Below are 23345 nucleotides of genomic sequence, written 5' to 3' on the forward strand. Positions count from 1 at the left end.
TAGGCGCCGGCTCGCCGGCGATCAGTCGCGAGTCGTGGATGCTATCGCCGGTCAGCCAGACTTCTACAGGAGGGTTATTCGCCTTCGTCGAAGTAGTTATTGATCAGTGCCACCAGTGCGGCCATCGCTTCGTCTTCCTGCTCGCCCTCTGTCTTCAAGTGAATCTTGGTGCCCTTGCCGGCAGCCAGCATCATCATGGCCATGATGCTTTTGCCATCGACCATGGATTCCGGCGTACGACCGGCGCGGATCTGGCAGGGAAACTGCCCGGCGACACCGACAAATTTGGCCGAGGCACGGGCGTGCAGGCCCAGTTTGTTGATGATTTCAATTTCCAGAGCGGGCATCGCGAAGGTGTTCCTTTCAGCTAAGGTCGCGGTGGCGGACCTGGACATTCTTGAGGGTTTGTTGCAACACCTGGCCCAGGCGCTCGGTCAGGTAGACGGAGCGGTGGTGCCCGCCGGTGCAGCCGATGGCAATGGTGACATAGGCGCGATTGCTGGCGGCAAAACGCGGCAGCCATTTGAGCAGGTAACTGGAAATGTCCTGGAACATTTCCTCCACATCCGGTTGCGCGGCCAGGTAATCGGCCACGGCCTGGTCCAGCCCGGATTGCTCACGCAGCTCCGGCTTCCAGTAGGGGTTGGGCAGGCAGCGCACGTCGAACACCAGGTCGGCGTCCACCGGCATGCCACGCTTGAACCCAAACGACTCGACCAGAAAGGCGGTGCCTGGCTCCGGCTGGTTCAGCAGGCGCAGCTTGATGGCGTCGCGCAACTGGTACAGGTTGAGGCTGGTGGTGTTGATCTTGAGGTCGGCGAGGTCAATGATCGGCCCCAGCAGCTTGGTTTCGTCTTCAATGGCTTCCGCCAGGGAACGGTGAGGGCTGCTGAGGGGGTGGCGCCGACGGGTTTCGGAGAAACGCTTGAGCAGAGTCTCTTCGTCGGCATCCAGGTAGAGCACATCGCAATGGATATGCTTGGCCCGCACTTCCTCGAGCAATTGCGGGAATCGCTCAAGGTGGCTGGGCAGGTTGCGTGCATCAATCGAAACGGCAACCAGAGGCTGAGCCAGTTCGGTGTGGATCAACGCGCGTTCCGCCAATTCCGGCAGCAGGCCGGCGGGCAGGTTGTCGATGCAATAGAAACCGCTGTCCTCAAGAACGTTGAGGGCGGTGCTTTTACCCGAGCCGGAGCGGCCGCTGACGATGATCAAGCGCATGATTACTGCCCGTTCTGTTCATCCAGGACAACCTGGTAAAGCGCCTCGTTGCTTTTGGCGCTGCGCAGTTTGTCGCGTACGTCCTTGCGGTCGAGCATGCTGGCGATCTGCCGAAGCAGTTCCAGGTGCGCATCGGTGGCAGCCTGCGGGACCAGCAGTACAAACAGCAGGTCGACCGGGGCACCGTCGATAGCGTCGAAATCGATGGGAGCGTCCAGGTGAAGCAGGGCGCTGACTGGGGTCTCGCAGCCTTTGAGGCGGCAGTGGGGAATGGCGATGCCGTTGCCAAAACCGGTGGAACCGAGTTTCTCACGGGCAATCAGAGCCTCGTAGACATCTTGCATTTCCAGTTCAGGCACTTCGCGGCTGATCAGGTTGGCAATTTGCTCAAGGGCTTTCTTCTTGCTGCCGCCCGGCGCGTTCACAAGGGAACGGCCGGGGGTCAGGATGGTTTCAAGTCGGATCATGGGGGGAGAGTTAACGACCTGTGCCCTGAAGCAGGCTCAGATTCTTTTCCTTATGCTTTTTAAGTTGGCGGTCAAGCTTGTCTGTGAGCAAGTCGATTGATGCATACATGTCTTCATGCTCGGCATTGGCGACTACTTCGCCACCGGGTATCTGGAGAGTCGCCTCAATTTTCTGCTGAAGCTTGTCGACCTTCATGATGACTTGCACATTGGTGATCTTGTCGAAATGACCCTCAAGCCGTTTCAGCTTCTGCTCGACGTATTCGCGCAATGGAGGGGTGACTTCTACATGGTGTCCACTGATGTTGACTTGCATACAGCTTCTCCTTCGTTGCCAGTGCATAAAGCGGCAGGTAGGACTACCTGCCACTGGAACGCTGTGGCCCGCCCGTCACATCAAACGCTTACGCTCGCTGGAAGGCGCGATCCCAAGGGATTCGCGGTACTTGGCGACGGTTCGACGGGCGACCTGAATGCCTTGTGCCTCCAGTAAACCAGCGATCTTACTGTCACTCAATGGCTTTTTCTGATTTTCCGCAGCAACCAGTTTTTTGATGATCGCGCGAATCGCCGTGGACGAGCATTCACCGCCTTCGGAGGTGCTGACATGGCTGGAGAAAAAGTATTTCAGTTCATAAATACCCCGTGGGGTATGCATGAATTTCTGGGTGGTCACCCGGGAAATCGTCGATTCATGCATGCCAACCGCTTCGGCGATGTCATGCAGTACCAGCGGTTTCATCGCCTCGTCGCCGTATTCCAGGAAGCCGCGCTGGTGCTCGACGATCTGAGTGGCCACTTTCATCAGGGTTTCGTTGCGGCTTTGCAGGCTCTTGATGAACCAGCGCGCTTCCTGCAACTGGTTGCGCATGAAGGTGTTGTCGGCGCTGGTATCGGCGCGACGTACGAAACCGGCGTATTGCGGGTTGACGCGCAGGCGCGGCACCGACTCCTGGTTCAGCTCCACCAGCCAGCGCTCGTTGTCCTTGCGCACGATGACGTCGGGGACTACGTATTCGGCTTCGCTCGACTCGATTTGCGAGCCTGGGCGCGGGTTGAGGCTCTGTACCAGCTCGATGACCTGGCGCAGGTCGTCTTCCTTGAGCTTCATGCGGCGCATCAACTGGCTGTAGTCGCGGCTGCCGAGCAAGTCGATGTAGTCGGTGACCAGGCGCTGGGCCTCGGCGAGCCAGGCGGTCTTGGCCGGCAGTTGGCGCAATTGCAGCAACAGGCATTCGCTGAGGCTGCGTGCGCCGATGCCGGCGGGCTCGAACTGCTGGATGCGGTGCAGGACGGCTTCAATCTCGTCCAGCTCGATATCCAGTTCCGGGTCGAAGGCTTCAAGAATTTCTTCAAGCGTCTCGTCCAGATAACCCTGGTTGTTGATGCAGTCGATCAGGGTCACGGCGATCAAGCGATCGGTGTCCGACATCGGCGCCAGGTTCAGTTGCCAGAGCAGATGGCTCTGCAGGCTCTCGCCAACGGAGGTGCGGGTGGTGAAGTCCCACTCGTCATCGTCATTGCTGGGCAGGCTGCTGGCGCTGGTCTGGTAGACGTCTTCCCAGGCCGTGTCGACGGGAAGCTCGTTGGGGATGCGTTCGTTCCAATCGCCTTCCTCAAGGTTATCCACCGTAGGGGCGGTTTCCTGATAGGAGGGTTCCTGCACGTCGGAATTGGGTTTTTGCTCGATGTTATCGGCCAGCGGGTCTGCATTATCGAAGTCGTCGCCTTCTTCCTGGCGTTCGAGCATCGGGTTGGACTCCAAGGCCTCCTGGATTTCCTGTTGCAGGTCCAGGGTCGACAATTGGAGCAGGCGGATGGCCTGTTGCAGCTGCGGTGTCATCGTCAGCTGCTGGCCCATTCTCAGGACTAGCGATGGTTTCATGGCAGGGGCTTAACACCTTATTCGCCGGCGCAATGCGCCATCCACGACAGGGCGCGTGAGCGCCAAACATAAGCAAATTATATGCCTGATGTCGGGGGCTTTGCCTAGAGCGCGGTAACAATAAAAATCCGGAGGTTTTCATTGACTCCCGCGCACCTCGGCAAACGGCCGTGACACCACGGTGTTTACAGGCGGAACTCGTGACCCAGGTACACTTCCTTGACCAGATCGTTGGCCAGGATGGTGGCCGAGTCACCTTCGGCGATCAGTTGGCCATCGTTGACGATATACGCGGTTTCGCAGATATCGAGGGTCTCACGGACGTTGTGGTCAGTGATCAGCACGCCAATGCCCTTGGCCTTGAGGTGATGGATGATCTGCTTGATGTCGCCGACCGAGATCGGGTCGACGCCGGCAAACGGTTCGTCCAGCAGAATGAACTTGGGGGCAGTGGCCAGGGCGCGGGCGATTTCCACACGACGACGCTCACCACCGGACAGGCTCATGCCGAGGTTGTCGCGAATGTGGTTGATGTGGAATTCCTGCAGCAGGCTTTCCAGTTCCTTGCGGCGGCCGTCACGGTCGAGTTCCTTGCGGGTCTCGAGGATCGCCATGATGTTATCGGCGACCGACAGTTTGCGGAAGATCGACGCTTCCTGCGGGAGATAGCCGATACCGGCGCGTGCACGGCCGTGCATCGGCTGGTGGCTCACGTCCAGGTCGTCGATCAGCACGCGACCCTGGTCCGCCTGGACCAGGCCGACGATCATGTAGAAGCAGGTGGTCTTGCCGGCACCGTTGGGGCCGAGCAAGCCGACGATCTGGCCGCTGTCGATCGACAGGCTGACGTCGCGCACGACCTGACGGCTTTTATAGGCCTTGGCCAGATGCTGGGCTTTCAGGGTTGCCATTACTCGGCCTTCTTCTTCGGCTGGATAACCATGTCGATGCGTGGGCGTGGTGCAGTGACCTTGCTGCCATTGGCACGACCGGCGTTAGCGATCTGTTTCACGGTGTCGTAGGTGATTTTCTCGCCTTCCGTGGAGTTGCCATCGGGGCTGAGCACCTTGGCCTGATCGATCAGCACGATGCGGTTCTGCTGGGCGTGGTACTGGATGGTCTTGCCGTAGCCTTTCATCGGGCCGGTGTCGGTAGGCGACTGCTTCTGTTCGAAGTAAGCCAGGTTGCCCACGGAAGTCACCACGTCGATGTCGCCGGCAGCGGTGCGAGTCAGGGTCACCGTATTACCGGTGATCTTCATCGAACCCTGGGTAATGATCACGCCACCGGTGTAGGTGGCGACACCTTGCTTGTCATCCAGCTGCGCATCGTCAGCCGAGATGTGGATCGGCTGCTGGCTATCGTTCGGCAGAGCCCAGGCGCTCACGCTTCCCAGTGCTGCGCCCAGACCGAGCAAAATAGGGAGAGTTTTAACGAGCCTCATACTGTCCTCTTACGTTCGATAGCAGGTGTATCCTGCTTTCTTTCAAATACGCTTTCATTCCCTTGCCAGTCGATACACCGCCAGCGCCGTCGATTCTAACGTCTTGCTCGGTCTGCGCATATTGCTTCTGCGGGAATACGGTCATGCGACTGCTGGTAATCACGGTATCGCGGTTCTGCGCGTCAGTGCGGGCGACGCGTACCGAGTCGATCAATTCAACTTCGGTACCGTCCGGGTTGACCTCGCCACGCTTGCTGGTGACGTGCCAGGGGAATTCGGTGCCGCGGTACAGATTCAGGTCGGGGTTGGTCAGCAGGGTGACTTCGGATGCCTTCAAGTGTTCGACTTTGTCCGATGTCATTTCGTACTGCACTTTGCCGTCAGGTAGGAACTGTACGCTGTAGGCATTGGTGGCGTAATAGTCGATAGCGCCTTGGTCAGCCTGCGCAACAGGCTGGTCGAGAAAGCGCTCCGGGCTGATATTCCAGTAGCCCACCGCCAGGAGCAGCGCGGCGATGACCCCGAATAACAGGAAGTTGCGAATCTTTTTGCTCAGCATAAAACGCTCTATAAGTAGGCGGCGTGGGCCGCTTCAAGGCTGCCCTGGGCACGCAGGATCAGCTCGCAGAACTCGCGGGCGGCACCTTCGCCGCCACGGGCGGTGGTGATGCCGTGGGCATGCTCGCGAACAAATGCCGCCGCATTGGCGACCGCCATGCCCAAGCCCACCCGGCGGATCACTGGCAGGTCTGGCAGGTCATCGCCCAAGTAGGCGACCTGCTCATAGCTTAGGTTGAGTTGGCCAAGAAGCTCGTCCAGAACCACCAGTTTATCCTCGCGGCCCTGATACAGGTGAGGAATCCCCAGATTTTGTGCGCGACGTTCCACAACCGGAGTTTTCCGGCCACTGATAATTGCCGTTTGCACGCCTGACGCCATCAGCATCTTGATGCCCTGGCCGTCGAGGGTGTTGAACGTCTTGAATTCACTGCCGTCTTCGAGGAAGTACAGGCGGCCATCGGTCAGCACGCCATCAACGTCGAAAATCGCCAACTTGATGTTTTTACCGCGTTGCAACAGGTCGCTGGTCATTTACATCACTCCCGCACGCAGCAAGTCGTGCATGTTCAGGGCGCCGATCGGGTGGTCATTGGCATCGACCACCACCAGCGCACCGATCTTGTGGTCTTCCATGATCTTCAAGGCTTCGGCGGCCAGCATTTCAGGGCGGGCGGTCTTGCCATGGGGGGTCATCACCGCATCGATGGTGGCGGTGTGGATATCAATGGTGCGGTCCAGGGTGCGGCGCAGGTCGCCGTCGGTGAAGACCCCGGCCAGGCGGCCGTTGTCTTCCAGGATCACGGTCATGCCCAGGCCTTTGCGGGTCATTTCCATCAGCGCGTCCTTCAACAAGGTGCCGCGCTGGACGTGGGGCAGTTCATCACCGGAATGCATGACGTTTTCCACTTTCAACAGCAGGCGGCGGCCCAGGGCGCCACCGGGATGGGAAAAAGCGAAGTCTTCAGCGGTAAACCCACGGGCTTCCAGCAGCGCCACAGCCAGGGCGTCACCCATGACCAGCGCCGCGGTGGTGGAGGAGGTGGGCGCGAGGTTCAGCGGGCAGGCCTCGTGGGCCACGTGAACATTCAGGTTTACGTCGGCGGCCTTGGCCAGGGTCGATTCCGGGTTGCCGGTGAGGCTGATCATCTGTATGCCCAGGCGCTTGATCAGTGGCAGCAGGGTCACGATTTCGTTGGTGGTGCCGGAGTTGGACAGCGCCAGGATGATGTCATCCTTGGTGATCATGCCCATATCGCCGTGGCTGGCCTCGGCCGGGTGCACGAAAAACGCAGTGGTCCCGGTGCTGGCCAGGGTGGCGGCGATCTTGTTGCCGACGTGACCCGACTTGCCCATGCCGACCACGACAACCCGGCCCTTGCTGGCCAGAATCATCTCGCACGCGCGTACGAAATCTGCGTCGATATGCGCCAGCAAGCCTTCTACGGCTTCAAGCTCGAGGCGAATGGTGCGTTGTGCGGATTGAATAAGGTCGCTGGATTGGCTCATGTCTGAAATCGTATAGCCTGACGAAAAGTCGGCGATTATAGCGGTAATGATCAATTCCCTCACGCTAGTTCGTCAGGGTTTGTTCGCAATGCGCTTGAGATTCATCCCAAGCAACGATTTTTCCCTGTCCCCAATCTGAACAAGCGCTGTTCCGGCCTTGGGCGCCCTGTACCAGCAGTGATATAGTTCGCCGCCAGTTCGGTCCGCCCAGCCCACGTGGCCAACTATTGCACAACGGTTGCAAACGTTTGTCGCAAGCGTGGTGTCTGAGTGAGAGGCTGCATCCCAAGGAGTTTAGATGAGTGCCGATAACGCCTACGCGGTCGAGCTGAAGGGACTGACCTTCAAGCGCGGGACGCGCAGCATCTTCAATAACGTCGATATCCGCATTCCGCGCGGCAAGGTCACGGGCATCATGGGGCCTTCCGGTTGCGGCAAGACCACCCTGTTGCGCCTGATGGGCATGCAATTGCGGCCCAGTGCCGGCGAAGTGTGGGTCAATGGCCAGAACCTGCCGACGCTGTCGCGCAGTGATCTGTTCGATGCGCGCAAGCATATGGGTGTGCTGTTCCAGAGCGGTGCGCTGTTCACCGACCTCGATGTTTTCGAGAACGTGGCCTTTCCGCTGCGGGTGCATACCCAGCTGTCCGATGAAATGATTCGTGACATTGTGTTGCTGAAACTGCAGGCCGTAGGCCTTCGCGGTGCCATCGACCTGATGCCTGACGAGCTGTCCGGCGGCATGAAGCGCCGTGTGGCCCTGGCGCGTGCCATTGCCCTCGACCCGCAGATCCTCATGTATGACGAGCCTTTTGTCGGTCAGGACCCCATCGCCATGGGCGTGCTGGTGCGTTTGATCCGCTTGCTCAACGATGCGTTGGGCATCACCAGCATTGTGGTCTCCCACGATCTGGCAGAAACCGCGAGCATTGCCGATTACCTCTATGTCGTCGGCGATGGCCAGGTGCTGGGGCAGGGCACGCCCGAAGAACTGATGAACGCCGACAACCCGCGCATTCGCCAATTCATGACCGGCGATCCTGATGGCCCGGTGCCTTTTCACTTTCCGGCAGCGGATTACCGCTCAGATCTTCTGGGGAAGCGCTGATGCGCAAGACATCTCTCATCGAGAAGGTTCGCCTTTTCGGTCGTTCGGGTATCGACATTGTCGAAGTGCTCGGTCGTTCGACGATTTTCCTGTTGCACGCCCTGCTCGGTCGCGGCGGCATTGGCGGCGGCTTCGGCCTGCTGATCAAGCAGCTGCATTCGGTAGGCGTGATGTCCCTGGTGATCATCGTGGTCTCTGGGGTATTCATCGGCATGGTGCTGGCGTTGCAGGGCTTCAATATTCTTTCCAGCTACGGTTCGGAGCAGGCGGTGGGGCAGATGGTCGCCCTGACGCTGTTGCGTGAACTGGGGCCGGTGGTGACTGCCTTGTTGTTCGCCGGGCGTGCGGGTTCCGCGCTAACCGCCGAAATCGGCAACATGAAGTCCACCGAACAGCTGTCCAGCCTCGAAATGATCGGCGTGGATCCGCTCAAGTACATTGTTGCCCCGCGCCTGTGGGCCGGCTTCATTTCCCTGCCACTGCTGGCGATGATCTTCAGCGTGGTCGGTATCTGGGGCGGTTCGTGGGTGGCGGTGGACTGGCTGGGCGTCTACGACGGCTCCTACTGGGCCAACATGCAAAACAGCGTGACCTTCAGCGGTGACGTGCTCAACGGCATCATAAAGAGCATTGTCTTCGCCTTTGTCGTCACCTGGATCGCCGTATTCCAAGGCTACGACTGTGAGCCCACTTCAGAAGGGATCAGTCGCGCCACCACCAAGACCGTTGTGTACGCCTCGCTGGCGGTACTGGGCCTTGACTTCATTTTGACCGCCTTGATGTTTGGAGATTTCTGATGCAAAACCGCACTGTGGAAATCGGTGTCGGCCTTTTCTTGCTGGCTGGCATCCTGGCTTTACTCTTGTTGGCCCTGCGAGTCAGTGGCCTGTCGGCCAGCCCCACCGCCGATACATATAAACTTTACGCGTACTTCGATAATCTCGCCGGTTTGACTGTCAGAGCTAAAGTGACCATGGCCGGTGTGACCATCGGCAAGGTCACGGCAATCGATCTGGACCGCGACAGCTTCACCGGGCGAGTGACCCTGCAACTGGACAAGAAGGTAGATAATCTGCCGACCGACTCCACTGCATCTATCCTCACTGCGGGTCTGCTGGGCGAAAAATACATCGGTATCAGCGTGGGTGGGGAAACAGCCCTGCTCAAGGATGGCTCGACAATCCACGACACACAGTCGTCGCTGGTGCTTGAAGACCTGATCGGTAAATTCCTGCTTAATACGGTCAATAAAGACGCCAAATGAGGAATCTGTTCATGATCTCTACCTTGCGACGTGGCCTGCTGGTGTTGTTGGCAGCGCTGCCGCTGATGGCTAACGCTGCAGGTTCTGCGCACGAGCTGGTGCAGGACACGACCAGCAAGATGCTGGCTGACCTGACTGCCAATAAAGAGCAGTACAAGCAAGACCCGAGTAAGTTCTACGACGCGCTCAACACCATTGTCGGCCCGGTGGTCGATGCCGAAGGCATTTCCCGCAGCATCATGACGGTCAAGTATTCGCGCAAGGCAACTCCCGCGCAGATGCAGACTTTCCAGGAAAACTTCAAGAAAGGCCTGTTCCAGTTCTACGGCAACGCTTTGCTTGAGTACAACAATCAGGGGATTACCGTCGCTCCAGCCGGTGACGAGTCCGGTGATCGCACCAGCGTCAACATGAGCGTCAAGGGCAATAACGGCGCCGTCTACCCGGTGCAGTACACCCTGGAAAAGATCAACGGCGAGTGGAAGCTGCGTAATGTGATCATCAACGGGATCAACATCGGCAAGCTGTTCCGTGACCAGTTCGCCGACGCCATGCAACGCAATGGCAATGACCTGGACAAGACCATCAATGGTTGGGCCGGCGAAGTCGCCAAGGCCAAGGAAGAAACCGATAAACAAGCTTCCGGGAAGCCTGCGCAATGACTGAAGCGGCTGTTCGTCTAGGCGATGCCGGCGAGCTGTTCATCAGCGGCGTGCTGGATTACCTCACCGGGCCTGACCTGCGCAAGCAGGGCCAGGCACTGATCAAGACCAGTTCCGCGCCCGCGTTGGTGCTGGATTGTTCGGCGGTGACCAAGTCCAGCAGCGTCGGTTTATCGTTGTTGCTGTGCTTCATGCGTGATGCCCAAGCGGCGAAAAAGCCCGTCAGCATCCGCGCAATGCCCGAAGACATGCGTGAAATTGCCGAAGTTTCCGGTCTGACCGAACTGCTGGCCCATCCTTAATACACATTATTAAAGAGGCCCCCCGTCAGAGTCCTGCTATGCGGGGTTCGCAGGCGCGGGGCTTTTTTGTATGATGTGCGACCCGCGCGCACTGGGCGCCGATAGAGGTTGAGCATGCAGGCCCTAGAAGTTAAGAGCTTTCTTGAAGGAAAGCTGCCGGAAACGACCGTAGAAGTTGAAGGCGAAGGCTGCAACTTCCAGCTGAACGTGATTAGCGATGAACTGGCGGCACTCAGCCCGGTCAAGCGTCAGCAGCAGATCTATGCCCATTTGAACCCGTGGATCACCGATGGCAGCATCCATGCGGTCACTATGAAATTTTTCAGCCGCGCGGCCTGGGCCGAGCGCACCTGAGCCCCCAAGGCGTCGAGATTCTTATGGATAAATTGATTATTACCGGCGGTGCCCGCCTTGATGGCGAAATTCGCATCTCCGGTGCAAAAAACTCCGCCTTGCCGATCCTGGCAGCGACCCTGCTGTGCGATGGCCCGGTTACCGTGGCCAACCTGCCGCACCTGCACGACATCACCACCATGATCGAGTTGTTCGGTCGTATGGGTATCGAGCCGGTGATCGACGAGAAACTGGCCGTCGAAATCGATCCGCGCACCATCAAGACCTTGATCGCCCCGTACGAATTGGTGAAAACCATGCGTGCGTCGATCCTGGTGCTGGGCCCGATGGTTGCCCGTTTTGGTGAGGCCGAAGTCGCCCTGCCTGGCGGTTGCGCCATCGGTTCGCGTCCGGTGGACCTGCACATCCGTGGCCTCGAAGCCATGGGCGCAGTCATCGACGTTGAAGGCGGCTACATCAAGGCCAAGGCGCCGGAAGGCGGCCTGCGTGGCGCGAACTTCTTCTTTGATACCGTCAGCGTGACCGGTACCGAGAACATCATGATGGCTGCTGCCCTGGCCAAAGGCCGCAGCGTGCTGCAGAACGCCGCGCGCGAGCCGGAAGTGGTCGATCTGGCCAATTTCCTGAACGCCATGGGTGCCAAGGTTTCCGGTGCCGGCACCGACACCATCACCATCGATGGTGTAGAGCGCCTGCACACTGCAACCTACAAGGTCATGCCCGACCGTATCGAGACCGGCACCTACCTGGTTGCTGCTGCCGTGACCGGTGGCCGCGTCAAGGTCAAGGACACCGATCCGACCATCCTGGAAGCGGTCCTGGAAAAACTGCGCGAAGCCGGTGCCGAAATCACCACCGGTGAAGACTGGATCGAGCTGAACATGCACGGCAAGCGTCCTAAAGCCGTCAACGTGCGTACCGCGCCGTACCCGGCGTTTCCGACCGACATGCAGGCGCAGTTCATCTCCTTGAACGCCATTGCCGAAGGCACCGGCGCCGTGATTGAGACCATCTTCGAAAACCGCTTCATGCACGTGTATGAACTGCACCGCATGGGCGCGAAGATCCAGGTCGAAGGCAATACCGCCATCGTGACTGGCACCGAGAAACTCAAGGGTGCGCCAGTGATGGCTACTGACCTGCGGGCTTCGGCCAGCCTGGTGATCTCGGCGCTGATCGCCGAAGGTGACACGTTGATCGACCGCATCTACCACATAGACCGTGGCTACGAGTGCATCGAAGAGAAACTGCAGATGCTCGGCGCGAAAATCCGCCGCGTACCGGGCTAGTCCCTGCTGCACTGTAGGAGCAAGCTTGCTCGCGAAAGACCTCAACGATAACGTGTTTATCCAGAATCAACGCGGTGTCCATGAGTTCTTCGCGAGCAAGCTCGCTGCTACAAACACTGATTTGTTTCAAATCGAGGCTGTAATGGCCTCGATCTGTGTCCGGCGCCGTTTGCGATCGGACAGCAATAGCCTGATGAAGGACTGACGTTTCCCATGTTGACCATCGCACTGTCAAAGGGCCGCATCCTTGACGACACGTTGCCGCTTCTGGCTGAAGCGGGCATCGTGCCGACCGAGAATCCGGACAAGAGCCGCAAGCTGATCATCCCCACGACCCAGGACGACGTTCGCCTGTTGATCGTGCGGGCCACCGACGTGCCGACCTACGTTGAGCATGGCGCGGCTGACCTCGGTGTCGCCGGTAAGGACGTGCTGATGGAATACGGCGGCCAGGGCCTGTACGAGCCATTGGACCTGCGTATCGCCCTGTGCAAGCTGATGACCGCCGGCCGCGTCGGCGACGTCGAGCCTAAGGGCCGTTTGCGCGTGGCGACCAAATTCGTCAACGTTGCCAAGCGCTACTACGCCGAACAAGGCCGTCAGGTCGATATCATCAAGCTCTACGGTTCGATGGAGCTGGCACCGTTGATCGGCCTGGCCGACAAGATCATCGACGTGGTCGACACCGGCAACACCCTGCGTGCCAACGGTCTTGAGCCGCAAGAGTTCATTGCCGACATCAGCTCCCGCCTGATCGTCAACAAAGCATCAATGAAGATGCAGCACGCCCGTATCCAGGCGTTGATCGACACCCTGCGCAAGGCAGTGGAGTCGCGACACCGCGGTTGACTTACCCGCGTAGCCGGAAGGCTGCGCCCGTCTATCCGCCTCATAGCCAGAATTCTCAGGTGCCCAAGCGGAAACGACTGCTAATTTAGGGCGCCTGAGTTTTTGCCAATTCTATTGAGGCCCTCGCTATGACCACGTCCACTGCAATTGCCCGACTCAACGCTGCCGACCCGGATTTCGCCCATCATCTGGATCATCTGCTGAGCTGGGAAAGCGTGTCCGACGATTCGGTCAACGGGCGAGTACTCGACATCATCAAGGCCGTGCGCGAGCGCGGTGATGCCGCGTTGGTGGACTTTACCCGCCAGTTCGATGGCCTGGACGTCGCGTCGATGTCCGACCTGATCCTGCCGCGCGAACGCCTGGAGCTGGCCCTGACGCGCATCACTGCACCTCAGCGCGAAGCTCTGGAAGTCGCGGCGGCGCGGGTGCGCAGCTACCACGAAAAGCAGAAGCAGGATTCCTGGAGCTACACCGAGGCCGACGGCACCGTGCTGGGCCAGAAGGTCACGCCGCTGGACCGTGCCGGCCTGTACGTGCCGGGTGGCAAGGCGTCTTACCCGTCGTCGGTGCTGATGAACGCGATCCCGGCCAAAGTGGCAGGCGTGACCGAAGTGGTCATGGTGGTGCCGACCCCGCGCGGTGAAATCAACGAGCTGGTGCTGGCGGCCGCCTGCATCGCCGGCGTCGACCGTGTGTTCACCATCGGCGGCGCCCAAGCCGTCGCGGCCCTGGCGTATGGCACCGAAAGCGTGCCGAAGGTCGACAAGGTGGTGGGGCCCGGCAACATCTACGTCGCCACCGCCAAGCGTCATGTGTTTGGGCAGGTCGGTATCGACATGATCGCCGGCCCTTCGGAAATTCTCGTGGTGTGCGATGGTCAGACCGATCCGGACTGGATCGCCATGGACCTGTTTTCCCAGGCCGAACACGACGAAGACGCCCAGGCGATTCTGGTCAGCCCGGACGCCGAGTTCCTCGACAAGGTTGCGGCCAGCATCAATAAGTTGCTGCCGACCATGGACCGCGCCGAAATCATCGAGAAGTCGATCAATGGTCGGGGCGCGTTGATCCTGGTGCGCGACATGGAGCAGGCCATCGAAGTGGCCAACCGCATCGCGCCAGAGCACTTGGAACTGTCCGTTGCCGATCCACAAGCCTGGCTGCCGTCGATTCGCCACGCCGGCGCGATCTTCATGGGCCGCCACACCAGTGAAGCCCTGGGCGACTACTGCGCAGGCCCGAACCACGTGCTGCCGACGTCCGGCACCGCGCGTTTCTCGTCGCCGCTGGGGGTGTATGACTTCCAGAAGCGTTCATCGATCATCTTCTGTTCGCCGCAGGGCGCCTCCGAGCTGGGCAAGACTGCCTCGGTGCTGGCCCGTGGTGAATCCCTGAGCGCCCACGCCCGTAGCGCCGAATACCGCATCCTTGATGAGAAGGGGAACTGAGACATGAGTAAATTCTGGAGCCCTTTCGTCAAGGACCTGGTGCCTTACGTGCCCGGCGAACAACCCAAGCTGACCAAGCTGGTCAAGCTCAACACCAATGAAAACCCCTACGGCCCATCGCCCAAGGCGTTGGCAGCGATGCAGGCGGAGTTGAACGATAACCTGCGCCTGTACCCGGATCCGAACAGCGACCTGCTCAAGCAGGCGGTCGCCAAGTATTACGGGATCGACGCCGGCAAAGTGTTCCTCGGCAACGGTTCCGACGAAGTCCTGGCGCACATCTTTCACGGGCTGTTCCAGCACGACCTGCCGCTGCTGTTCCCGGATATCAGCTACAGCTTCTACCCGGTGTACTGCGGCCTTTATGGCATCCAGTCGGATCCGGTGCCGCTGGATGAACAGTTCCAGATTCGTGTGGCGGATTACGCCAAGCCCAACGGTGGGATCATCTTCCCCAACCCGAACGCGCCGACTGGCACAGTACTGGCGCTGGACGCGGTGGAGCAGATCCTCAAGGCCAGTCCGGATTCGGTGGTGGTGGTCGACGAAGCCTATATCGACTTCGGTGGTGAAACCGCTATCAGCCTGGTGGACCGTTACCCGAACCTGCTGGTGACCCAGACCCTGTCCAAATCGCGCTCACTGGCCGGTTTGCGTGTAGGCCTGGCCGTGGGCCATCCGGACCTGATCGAGGCGCTGGAGCGGGTCAAGAACAGCTTCAACTCCTATCCGCTGGATCGCCTGGCGATTGTCGGCGCGGCGGCGGCGTTCGAGGACCGTGAGTACTTCGAGAAGACCTGCCAATGGGTCATCGATAGCCGTAACACGCTCGTCGCTCAATTGGAGGAGAAGGGTTTTGAGGTGTTGCCGTCGGCGGCCAACTTCATCTTTGCTCGCCATCCTGAGTATGACGCTGCTGGCCTGGCGGCCAAGTTGCGTGAGCAAGGGGTGATCGTGCGGCACTTCAAGCAGGAGCGGATTGCCCAGTTCCTGCGGATCAGCATCGGTACGCCTGAGCAGAACCAGGCGCTGATTGATGGCCTTGGCGAGCTCTAACAGCCGCTGAAACACAGGTGGGAGCGGGCTTGCTCGCGAAAGCGGAGTATCAGTCGAAAGGTATGCGACTGATACTCCGCTTTCGCGAGCAAGCCCGCTCCCACATTCAGTTTTGCGGTGTTAATTAAAGCAGCGGCTCATCCGGCTTCTTGTTCTTCCAGCCATCATTGCCCGGCAGCAGCAGGTTCAAACCAATCGCTACCACCGCACACAGGGCGATGCCCTTGAGGCCGAAATCATCCGGGCCGGTGCCGGTACCCACCAGCACACCGCCAATCCCGAACACCAACGTCACCGAGACGATCACCAGGTTGCGCGCTTCGCCCAGGTCGATCCTGTGGCGGATCAGCGTGTTCATGCCCACGGCGGCGATAGAGCCGAACAGCAGACACAGAATCCCGCCCATCACTGGCACCGGGATGCTTTGCAGCAGCGCGCCGAACTTACCGATAAACGCCAGGCTGATGGCGAACACCGCCGCCCAGGTCATGATTTTCGGGTTGTAGTTCTTGGTCAGCATCACCGCGCCAGTCACCTCGGCGTAGGTGGTGTTGGGCGGGCCGCCAAACAGGCCGGCTGCCGTGGTGGCAATGCCGTCGCCCAGCAGGGTGCGGTGCAGGCCGGGCTTCTTCAAGTAGTCGCGACCGGTCACGCTACCCACCGCAATCACTCCGCCGATATGCTCGATCGCCGGGGCCAGGGCCACCGGCACGATGAACAGAATCGCCTGCCAGTTGAATTCCGGCGCGGTGAAGTGGGGCAGGGCGAACCATGGCGCGGCGGCGATCTTCGCTGTGTCGACCACGCCAAAGTAGAACGACATGGCAAACCCCACCAGCACGCCGGAGATGATCGGCACCAGGCGGAAAATGCCTTTGCCGAACACCGCCACGATCAGCGTGGTCAGCAGCGCCGGCATCGAGATCATCATCGCCGTCTGGTAATGGATCAGCTCGGCGCCATCGCCTGACTTGCCCATCGCCATATTGGCGGCGATCGGCGCCATGGCCAGGCCAATGGAAATAATCACCGGCCCGATAACCACCGGCGGTAACAGCCGATCAATGAACCCGGTGCCTTTGATCTTCACCGCCAGACCGAGGAAGGTATACACGAACCCGGCCGCCATCACCCCGCCCATGGTCGCCGCGAGGCCGAACTGGCCCTTGGCGAGAATGATCGGGGTGATAAAGGCAAAGCTCGACGCCAGGAAAACCGGCACCTGCCGCCCTGTCACCAGCTGGAACAACAGCGTGCCCAGGCCTGCGGTGAACAGGGCAACGTTTGGATCAAGACCTGTGATCAGCGGCATCAACACCAGCGCGCCAAATGCTACGAAGAGCATCTGTGCGCCAGACAGGATCTGGCGCCAAAGCGGGTCGTTGAATTCATCCTGCATGCTCACGCGTCCTTCTGCTTGGTGCCGAAGATCTTGTCACCGGCATCGCCCAGGCCTGGGATGATGTAGCCGTGTTCGTTCAGGCGCTCATCGATGGACGCGGTGTAGATCTGCACGTCCGGATGGGCCTTCTCGACGGCCGCTATGCCTTCGGGGGCAGCGACGAGGACCATGGCGCGGATGTCCCGGCAACCGGCCTTTTTCAGCAGGTCGATGGTGGCAACCATGGAACTGCCGGTGGCCAGCATCGGGTCGATGATCATCGCCAGGCGTTCGTTGATTTCCGGAACGAGTTTTTCCAGGTAGGTGTGGGCTTCCAGTGTCTCTTCGTTGCGGGCTACGCCCACGGCGCTGACCTTGGCGCCCGGGATCAGGCTGAGTACGCCTTCGAGCATGCCGATACCGGCGCGCAGGATCGGGACCACAGTGATTTTCTTACCAGCGATTTTCTCCACCTGGACGGGACCGGCCCAACCGGGGATCTCGTAGGTTTCCAGGGGCAAATCCTTGGTGGCTTCGTAAGTGAGCAACGCTCCGACTTCCTGAGCAAGCTCACGGAAGTTCTTCGTGCTAATGTCGGCGCGGCGCATAAGGCCGAGCTTGTGTCGGATCAGCGGATGGCGGATCTCGCGAGTGGGCATGGGAAAGGCTCCGGCGGCGGGCAAAAAAACCGGCCTAGATTAATCTATCCGAGGGTGTTGTCCTATAGACATCTAGTACGTTAGTCCATTAAGGCTTGCTCGGAGCGCACGAGAAGCGTACCTTCGCCCGCTTTTCTTGCCACAGCACCCCCTTGGAGAGCGCCATGTCCGCTGATCTCGAGCATATCCGTCAAATCATGCGCGAGGCTGACTGCCTGTACACCGAAGCGCAAGTCGAAGAGGCGATCGCCAAGGTTGGCGCGCACATCACCCGCGAAATGGCCGACACCAACCCGGTGGTCTTCTGCGTGATGAACGGTGGCCTGATCTTCGCCGGAAAATTGCTGACTCATCTGCAATTCCCGCTGGAAGCGTCCTACCTGCACGCCACCCGCTATCGCAACGAAACCAGCGGCGGCGATCTGTTCTGGAAAGCCAAGCCGGAAGTCTCGTTCATCGATCGCGACGTGCTGATCATCGACGACATCCTTGATGAAGGTCACACCCTGGGCGCGATCATCGACTTCTGCAAACACGCCGGCGCGCGCAAAGTGCACACCGCTGTGCTGATCGACAAAGAACATGATCGCAAGGCCCGCCCAGATCTGAAGGCCGATTACGTCGGCCTGCCGTGCATCGACCGCTACATCTTCGGTTACGGTATGGATTACAAAGGCTACTGGCGCAATGCCAATGGCATTTACGCCGTCAAAGGGATGTAAGCCATGGCCCGTTTTCTTGATCAGACGCTGTTTGCCGAACTGGCCGAGAAAGCGGGCGCCAGCCCTCGTGGCCGGCACCACCATAATTTCCATCAAATGGAAGAGCCGTGTCACCGTCTCGCTGTGGGCTTGCAGCCTGACACTTATGTGCCGCCTCATCGGCACCTGAGCGCGGACAAGGCGGAAACCTTGCTCGTGCTGCAGGGCCGCCTGGGTGTGCTAGTGTTCAGCGAAACCGGCGAAGTGCTCGCCAGACGCGTGATGCAGGCGGGTGGCGAATGCGCTGGCGTCGATCTTCCTCCCGGCGTGTTCCACGGTTTGGTGGTGCTGGAGCCCAACACGGTGATGTTCGAGTGCAAGGCCGGCCCGTATCGTCCGGTGGGCGAAGGCGAGCTGGCCGATTGGGCGCCCCGCGAAGGCGATGCCGGCGTGGCCGAGTATCAACGCTGGATGCTTGCCCAGTTCGATTGAGCTACAGTGCTGGGCCCATCTTGCCGGAGCGGCCCATGAGCCTGTTGATACGCACCTGCGCCGTCCTGGCGCTGACCCTCAGCCTGCCGCTGGCCGCGGCGCCTGCACCGATGCACAGCCAGTTCCTGCCCTCGGACGACCTGACCCTGCGCGCGGAAACCCCGGACCAGCAGCAACTGCTGCAAGTTAATGAGTACGCTGTGGTGGTGGGTAATCAACGCCAATCCAGCCAGCAACCGATTCCGGTGACCTCGCCGCTGATGATCCGCCTCAAGGGCAAATCCCTGAACAAAGGCGCGACCATCAGCCAGGTGGTGCTCAACTTCGATGCCGAAAGCAAAAGCCTGAAAAAGCCGGTGTACGACGATAAGAGCAAGACCCTCACCTTGTCCTACCCGGTGGCTCAGTACAGAGTGATCGTCGACTTGCTGCGCAATGACACGGTGTATGTACAGTTCCTCAGTTATGCCAATGGGCATATCTGGGCCGACTTACACACCGGTGCTGTTCGCGCACGGTAGTGAGAACCCAGCATTACCACATGCGGGAGCGGGCTTGCTCGTGAAAGCGGAGTATCAGTTAAAGGTAAGTTGACTGACCCACCGCATTCGCGGGCAAGCCCGCTCCCACATTGGTTCTGCGTCGCTTCCGAAGCTGGCGTGCCGCAGGTAAACTGCTTTTCCCGTGTAATGTCTGCAGGCTGGAGTCGGTAATGCGTAAAGATAAGAAACAGGTGATTGGCGACGAGATCGGCGACGATCAGATCAAGTTGTTCCTGGACTTCGAACCGGTCGATGCGACTTCACCGTCCCTGCACAAACTGATCAAGGCCTACCGTGGCCTGCGTATCGACGACTTCGAACGGTTCCTGGGCTTTTTCAAGGAAGCTGGCCTGGACCTCGACGGCAAGGATGAGCATGGGCAGACCTTCGTGGACCTGATCAAGGACCAGCGTAATGCCGCCGAGTATATCGAGCTGATCGATAACGCCCGCGGCTGATTATTCGAGGCACACAAAAACGCCCCGTTCTCATCACGAGAGCGGGGCGTTTTTTATGGCGTCACGACTTCAAGCGTAGCTTTCAGTCTCGGCGGCAGATGCAACCAGTTCCAGGCTGATGTTGTTCTGCGTGTTGATCTTGCGATACAGCTCGGCGTCCGTTTCCAGAACCTTTTCCCGCGCCGGGAAAATTTCCTGCAACTTGGCGGCCCATTCACCTGCGGCTTTGCTTGGGAAGCACTTCTCGATCAGCTCCAGCATGATCGAAACGGTCACCGAAGCACCCGGAGACGCGCCCAGCAGGGCGGCCAGCGAGCCGTCTTTGGCCGCGACCAGTTCGGTACCGAATTGCAGCACGCCGCCTTTCTTCGGGTCTTTCTTGATGATCTGCACCCGTTGACCGGCCACTTCCAGGCGCCAGTCCTCGGCTTTCGCCTCCGGATAGAAGCGACGCAGGGACTCCAGGCGCTGCTCCATGGATTGGCGCACTTCGCTGACCAGGTACTTGGTCAGGTCCATGTTGTCGCGGGCCACAGCCAGCATCGGGCCGATGTTGCCGGCGCGAATCGACATCGGCAGGTCGAGGAACGAGCCGTGCTTGAGGAACTTGGTGGTGAAGCCGGCGTATGGCCCGAACAGCAGGGATTTCTTGCCATCCACCACACGGGTGTCCAGGTGCGGCACGGACATCGGCGGCGAACCTACGGCAGCCTGGCTGTAGACCTTGGCCTGGTGGTGCTTGACCACTTCCGGGTTGTCGCAACGCAGCCATTGGCCGCTGACCGGGAAGCCGCCAAAGCCTTTGCTTTCTTCGATGCCCGAGGCTTGCAGCAGCGGCAGGGCCGCGCCACCGGCGCCGAGGAACACGAACTTGGCGTCCACGTCACGGCTGTTGCCGCTGTTCACATCCTTGATGCTCACGGTCCAGCCTGCGCCGTTGCGCTTGAGGCCGGTCACACGCTTGCTGTACTTGACCTGGGCGTCTGGCGAACTGGTCAGGTGGCTGAGCAGTTGGTTGGTCAGTGCGCCGAAGTTGACGTCGGTACCGTTCATGACGCGGGTGGCTGCGATTTTTTCGTCGAGCGAGCGGCCCGGCATCATCAGCGGCATCCACTCGGCCATTTCGCTACGGTCTTCGGTGTAGTGCATGTCCGAAAACGCGTGGTGCTGGCTGAGGGTTTCAAAGCGCTTCTTGAGGAAGTCCACGCCTTTTTCGCCCTGCACGAAGCTCAGGTGCGGCACCGGGCTGATGAAGGACTTGGACGAGCCAAAGGTGCCCTTTTTGGTCAGGTACGCCCAGAACTGCTTCGACACCTCGAACTGGGTGTTGATGTGCACGGCTTTCTTGATGTCGATGGAGCCATCGGCGGCCTGGGGCGTGTAGTTCAGCTCACACAGCCCGGCGTGGCCGGTCCCGGCGTTGTTCCACGGGTTGGAACTTTCCGCGGCACCCGAATCCATCAGCTCAACGACTTCCAGCTTGAGGCCGGGGTCGAGCTCTTTGAGCAGTACGGCCAGGGTGGCACTCATGATGCCGGCCCCTACCAGTACTACGTCGACTGCTTCGTTATGCGCCATTTAACGCGTCTCCAAAATCTGCAGCACCAAATTGACGGCATGGCTGCCAGGAGTGACGGGGCGATTCACGTGTTGCCCCAGATTACCCATGGCCAGGATCGCCATGTCCGATTCGCAATTCTTTGCATGTTCAGCGCGCGCTTCCTGCCGGGCTAATCTGCCTATGAACGCATTCATGGGCGCCTGTGGCAATTCGACTTATGGTCAAAGCGTGCGATTCATGCAACCAATCCGTAGCGGACAGGCTCAAGCTCCGGTTTTTAAAACGTGCTCGGTCCTGTGTGGTTGGGCTGTTCCAGACGCTGATGGTGCTTGTACAAACGCCAAACTATTCATTTGCTCGCCACACTCTTGTGAAGTTGTGAAAACCCGTTTTTTCACGCTCTTTTGAAGACGTGAACCTCAAAAAAGGGCTGCCCCAGCCTGGCACCTGGCCCCTAGCCGACACGCGGCAAAACGGGCAAACAACTCAAGTGGCCGAGCGCAATGGCAGCTCTGGCAGATTCGGTAAAGGCGGAGGGTTTGCAGGGAAAACAGCAAGCACGCCAGCTTCACTCGATCTGTGTGGGCGGCTCTCTGTGGGCGATTTGGGGGTTAGTGCCGTGGCAATAACGATGCTGCGAGGCCCGATCAGGAGACGTCCTTATAATCGGGGGGAGATTGTAGCGAAGAACGCCAGGGAAATGGGCGTGTTTTATGACTTTTATTAGGCGTTCGGTCAGGCGGCCAACGGCTGGTGCCGGGGCGACCGCGCAGGACGCGGGCTGACGCGTGCGCGGGCCGGTAGCGGGTGGTGCATCCAGCTCAGGCGGATTTCATCGATTTCCACCCATCCGTCCCCTACCGGCGGCTGGCTGCATTCTTTGAAGGCCTGGCAACGACCTTGCGCATCGAGCAGGGCGAACTGACGAAGGGCGGGCTTGCGCGTAAACAATGACCAGAGAAAATGCATGGTGTCTGACCTCCTGAGATTGGGGCCTAGCATGTCGGTCGGGCATGACGAGCTTGTGTATCGGCCATGACATATCAGTGACACCGAACCGCGACAGGCCGCGCAGGTCTCAGGTTGTAACTGGCGCTAGTTCCTGGCACAGGCGCACCGCTATACTGCCCGCCTGTCGGTACCTGATTTCTGGAGAGAAGAGCATGTTGCAACGCCTGTTGTTCGGTTTGATCACTGTGACCAGTTTGACCCTGGTTGGCTGCGCCAACAGCCCGCAACAACTGACCCCGGAACCGAAAATCACCACGCAGCTGGCGCCTGTGGGCCACGGCCAGCCGGTGTCGGTGCGTGTGGTGGATGGTCGTCCGTCGCCGACCCTCGGCTCTCGCGGTGGCCTGTACCCGGAAACCGCCCTGGTCTCGGTGAATGCCCAGGACGTACTGCCCAAGCTGCAGGCCCAGGCTGAAGCCGCCGTGCGTCTGCTGGGGTTCACCCCAAGCGCCAACGCACCGGGTGCGCCGCAGTTGACCATCACCCTGGCCGAACTGAAGTATCAGTCGCCTAAAGATGGCCTGTACGTGACCGAAGCGTCCATCGGCGCGACCTTCAAGTCCGATGTCAACGCCGGCACCCGTCGCTACAGCGGTCGCTACGGTGCGTCCCTGAACCAGCGCTTCGGCATGTCACCTAACCAGGAAACCAACACCAAGCTGGTCAGCGACGTCCTCAGCGACGCCTTGACCCGCCTGTTCAAGGACCCAAGCATCGGTTCGTTGCTCAGCTCGCAATAACCGATTCAGCAAAAAGCCGGGCCCAGTGATGAGCCCGGCTTTTTTTCGCCTCCAGTTTCACGCGGCGGTGTCGATACAGAAATCCAGCAAGCTCACCCCCGTCAGCAGATCGGTCTCCGGCAGGTCCGCATGCTGGTGTCCGCCGAGGGCGCAATACACCAGCCAGTGGCGATCCTGGACGTTGAAGGCCAGGCTGCCAACCAGTGCTTCTTGCTCATCACTTTGGGTGATCAGGTACAGCCGATCCTGGTTTTGTGCGTGCAGCATGACAAGCTCCTAAGCGTCGAAGGGCAACAGAGTGGCTTGTTAAGGTGACGTTCAGGTGACGGCGTAAATTACTGGATACATTAGCCGTTAACGGGGGAGGGAGCATTTACGGCG

General features: G+C 59.7%; 30 protein-coding genes. 15 read left to right on the plus strand and 15 right to left on the minus strand.

Going from position 1 to position 23345, the window contains the following annotated elements:
- Positions 1–74: 74 nt before the first annotated feature.
- The 10 genes from AB4N92_RS16550 to AB4N92_RS16595 form a co-directional block, all read right to left on the minus strand.
- Complete coding sequence (locus AB4N92_RS16550) at positions 75–347, minus strand: HPr family phosphocarrier protein (protein ID WP_010213120.1); 273 nt, start codon at positions 345–347, stop codon at positions 75–77.
- A gap of 16 nt (positions 348–363) precedes the next feature.
- Complete coding sequence (gene rapZ, locus AB4N92_RS16555) at positions 364–1221, minus strand: RNase adapter RapZ (protein ID WP_010213119.1); 858 nt, start codon at positions 1219–1221, stop codon at positions 364–366.
- A 2-nt stretch (positions 1222–1223) separates the two neighbouring features.
- Entirely contained in the window at positions 1224–1688 is a 465-nt protein-coding gene (gene ptsN / locus AB4N92_RS16560; RefSeq protein WP_010213118.1) for a PTS IIA-like nitrogen regulatory protein PtsN, read from the minus strand.
- Between the two features lie 10 nt (positions 1689–1698).
- On the minus strand, positions 1699–2004 hold the full coding sequence (gene hpf / locus AB4N92_RS16565; RefSeq protein WP_010213116.1) for a ribosome hibernation-promoting factor, HPF/YfiA family: 306 nt from the start codon (positions 2002–2004) through the stop codon (positions 1699–1701).
- A 75-nt stretch (positions 2005–2079) separates the two neighbouring features.
- On the minus strand, positions 2080–3573 hold the full coding sequence (locus AB4N92_RS16570; RefSeq protein ID WP_045791312.1) for an RNA polymerase factor sigma-54: 1494 nt from the start codon (positions 3571–3573) through the stop codon (positions 2080–2082).
- 185 nt (positions 3574–3758) lie between these two features.
- Positions 3759–4484 carry an LPS export ABC transporter ATP-binding protein gene (gene lptB, locus AB4N92_RS16575; RefSeq protein WP_010213114.1) on the minus strand — a complete coding sequence of 242 codons (726 nt, stop codon included), beginning with the start codon at positions 4482–4484 and terminating at the stop codon, positions 3759–3761.
- Positions 4484–5017: a lipopolysaccharide transport periplasmic protein LptA gene (gene lptA / locus AB4N92_RS16580; protein WP_021491882.1), complete on the minus strand. Its 534-nt coding sequence runs from the start codon at positions 5015–5017 to the stop codon at positions 4484–4486. The genes lptB and lptA overlap by 1 nt, the downstream gene beginning before the upstream one ends.
- A complete protein-coding gene (gene lptC / locus AB4N92_RS16585) occupies positions 5004–5576 on the minus strand; it encodes an LPS export ABC transporter periplasmic protein LptC (protein ID WP_010213110.1) in 573 nt (190 codons plus the stop codon). Before lptC ends, lptA begins: the two co-directional genes overlap by 14 nt.
- Before the next feature lie 8 nt (positions 5577–5584).
- Complete coding sequence (locus AB4N92_RS16590) at positions 5585–6109, minus strand: KdsC family phosphatase (RefSeq protein WP_010213109.1); 525 nt, start codon at positions 6107–6109, stop codon at positions 5585–5587.
- The gene (locus AB4N92_RS16595; RefSeq protein ID WP_010213108.1) at positions 6110–7084 is read right to left on the minus strand and encodes a KpsF/GutQ family sugar-phosphate isomerase; all 975 of its coding nucleotides are present in this window, start codon (positions 7082–7084) and stop codon (positions 6110–6112) included.
- Positions 7085–7382: 298 nt separating this feature from the next.
- Between AB4N92_RS16595 and AB4N92_RS16600 the strand changes: the two genes are divergently transcribed.
- The 10 genes from AB4N92_RS16600 to hisC all read left to right on the plus strand — a co-directional run bounded on the left by AB4N92_RS16600 (position 7383) and on the right by hisC (position 15419).
- The gene (locus AB4N92_RS16600) at positions 7383–8192 is read left to right on the plus strand and encodes an ATP-binding cassette domain-containing protein (protein WP_003171811.1); all 810 of its coding nucleotides are present in this window, start codon (positions 7383–7385) and stop codon (positions 8190–8192) included.
- Positions 8192–8989: a lipid asymmetry maintenance ABC transporter permease subunit MlaE gene (mlaE, locus tag AB4N92_RS16605; protein ID WP_460127604.1), complete on the plus strand. Its 798-nt coding sequence runs from the start codon at positions 8192–8194 to the stop codon at positions 8987–8989. Before AB4N92_RS16600 ends, mlaE begins: the two co-directional genes overlap by 1 nt.
- Positions 8989–9456 (plus strand): outer membrane lipid asymmetry maintenance protein MlaD, encoded by a 468-nt coding sequence (gene mlaD, locus AB4N92_RS16610; RefSeq protein WP_010213106.1) that lies wholly within the window; start codon positions 8989–8991, stop codon positions 9454–9456. Before mlaE ends, mlaD begins: the two co-directional genes overlap by 1 nt.
- Positions 9457–9467: 11 nt before the next feature.
- On the plus strand, positions 9468–10118 hold the full coding sequence (locus AB4N92_RS16615) for an MlaC/ttg2D family ABC transporter substrate-binding protein (protein ID WP_010213105.1): 651 nt from the start codon (positions 9468–9470) through the stop codon (positions 10116–10118).
- A complete protein-coding gene (locus tag AB4N92_RS16620; protein WP_010213104.1) occupies positions 10115–10420 on the plus strand; it encodes an STAS domain-containing protein in 306 nt (101 codons plus the stop codon). Before AB4N92_RS16615 ends, AB4N92_RS16620 begins: the two co-directional genes overlap by 4 nt.
- 114 nt (positions 10421–10534) lie before the next feature.
- Positions 10535–10774, plus strand: coding sequence for a BolA family protein (locus AB4N92_RS16625; protein WP_003188597.1), 240 nt, complete (start codon positions 10535–10537; stop codon positions 10772–10774).
- A gap of 23 nt (positions 10775–10797) precedes the next feature.
- Positions 10798–12063, plus strand: coding sequence for a UDP-N-acetylglucosamine 1-carboxyvinyltransferase (gene murA / locus AB4N92_RS16630; RefSeq protein ID WP_010213103.1), 1266 nt, complete (start codon positions 10798–10800; stop codon positions 12061–12063).
- A 213-nt stretch (positions 12064–12276) separates the two neighbouring features.
- Entirely contained in the window at positions 12277–12912 is a 636-nt protein-coding gene (gene hisG, locus AB4N92_RS16635) for an ATP phosphoribosyltransferase (RefSeq protein ID WP_010213102.1), read from the plus strand.
- 128 nt (positions 12913–13040) lie between these two features.
- Positions 13041–14363 (plus strand): histidinol dehydrogenase, encoded by a 1323-nt coding sequence (hisD, locus tag AB4N92_RS16640; RefSeq protein ID WP_010213100.1) that lies wholly within the window; start codon positions 13041–13043, stop codon positions 14361–14363.
- Between the two features lie 3 nt (positions 14364–14366).
- Positions 14367–15419 carry a histidinol-phosphate transaminase gene (hisC, locus tag AB4N92_RS16645; RefSeq protein ID WP_010213097.1) on the plus strand — a complete coding sequence of 351 codons (1053 nt, stop codon included), beginning with the start codon at positions 14367–14369 and terminating at the stop codon, positions 15417–15419.
- Positions 15420–15543: 124 nt separating this feature from the next.
- On the opposite strand, the gene AB4N92_RS16650 is transcribed toward hisC, so the two are convergent.
- Positions 15544–16818, minus strand: a complete 1275-nt coding sequence (locus AB4N92_RS16650) for a uracil-xanthine permease family protein (protein WP_010213095.1) — start codon at positions 16816–16818, stop codon at positions 15544–15546.
- Positions 16819–16820: 2 nt separating this feature from the next.
- The gene (upp, locus tag AB4N92_RS16655; protein ID WP_010213094.1) at positions 16821–17459 is read right to left on the minus strand and encodes a uracil phosphoribosyltransferase; all 639 of its coding nucleotides are present in this window, start codon (positions 17457–17459) and stop codon (positions 16821–16823) included.
- Between the two features lie 164 nt (positions 17460–17623).
- Between upp and AB4N92_RS16660 the strand changes: the two genes are divergently transcribed.
- From AB4N92_RS16660 to AB4N92_RS16675, 4 genes are all read left to right on the plus strand, one after another.
- Positions 17624–18181 (plus strand): hypoxanthine-guanine phosphoribosyltransferase, encoded by a 558-nt coding sequence (locus tag AB4N92_RS16660; RefSeq protein WP_028618868.1) that lies wholly within the window; start codon positions 17624–17626, stop codon positions 18179–18181.
- Between the two features lie 3 nt (positions 18182–18184).
- On the plus strand, positions 18185–18652 hold the full coding sequence (locus AB4N92_RS16665; protein WP_021491878.1) for a WbuC family cupin fold metalloprotein: 468 nt from the start codon (positions 18185–18187) through the stop codon (positions 18650–18652).
- A gap of 35 nt (positions 18653–18687) precedes the next feature.
- Positions 18688–19173: a hypothetical protein gene (locus tag AB4N92_RS16670; RefSeq protein WP_010213090.1), complete on the plus strand. Its 486-nt coding sequence runs from the start codon at positions 18688–18690 to the stop codon at positions 19171–19173.
- A 191-nt stretch (positions 19174–19364) separates the two neighbouring features.
- Complete coding sequence (locus tag AB4N92_RS16675) at positions 19365–19652, plus strand: PA4642 family protein (RefSeq protein ID WP_003188614.1); 288 nt, start codon at positions 19365–19367, stop codon at positions 19650–19652.
- A 69-nt stretch (positions 19653–19721) separates the two neighbouring features.
- Here AB4N92_RS16675 and mqo read toward each other — a convergent pair whose 3' ends face one another.
- Complete coding sequence (gene mqo, locus AB4N92_RS16680; RefSeq protein ID WP_236266868.1) at positions 19722–21230, minus strand: malate dehydrogenase (quinone); 1509 nt, start codon at positions 21228–21230, stop codon at positions 19722–19724.
- A 718-nt stretch (positions 21231–21948) separates the two neighbouring features.
- On the minus strand, positions 21949–22182 hold the full coding sequence (locus tag AB4N92_RS16685; RefSeq protein WP_010213085.1) for a hypothetical protein: 234 nt from the start codon (positions 22180–22182) through the stop codon (positions 21949–21951).
- A 194-nt stretch (positions 22183–22376) separates the two neighbouring features.
- Here AB4N92_RS16685 and AB4N92_RS16690 point away from each other — a divergent pair, with 194 nt between their 5' ends.
- Entirely contained in the window at positions 22377–22964 is a 588-nt protein-coding gene (locus AB4N92_RS16690) for a YajG family lipoprotein (protein ID WP_010213084.1), read from the plus strand.
- 57 nt (positions 22965–23021) lie between these two features.
- On the opposite strand, the gene AB4N92_RS16695 is transcribed toward AB4N92_RS16690, so the two are convergent.
- On the minus strand, positions 23022–23231 hold the full coding sequence (locus AB4N92_RS16695; RefSeq protein ID WP_021491876.1) for a hypothetical protein: 210 nt from the start codon (positions 23229–23231) through the stop codon (positions 23022–23024).
- Positions 23232–23345 lie beyond the last annotated feature (114 nt).

Source organism: Pseudomonas sp. S3_A09, from assembly GCF_054668065.1.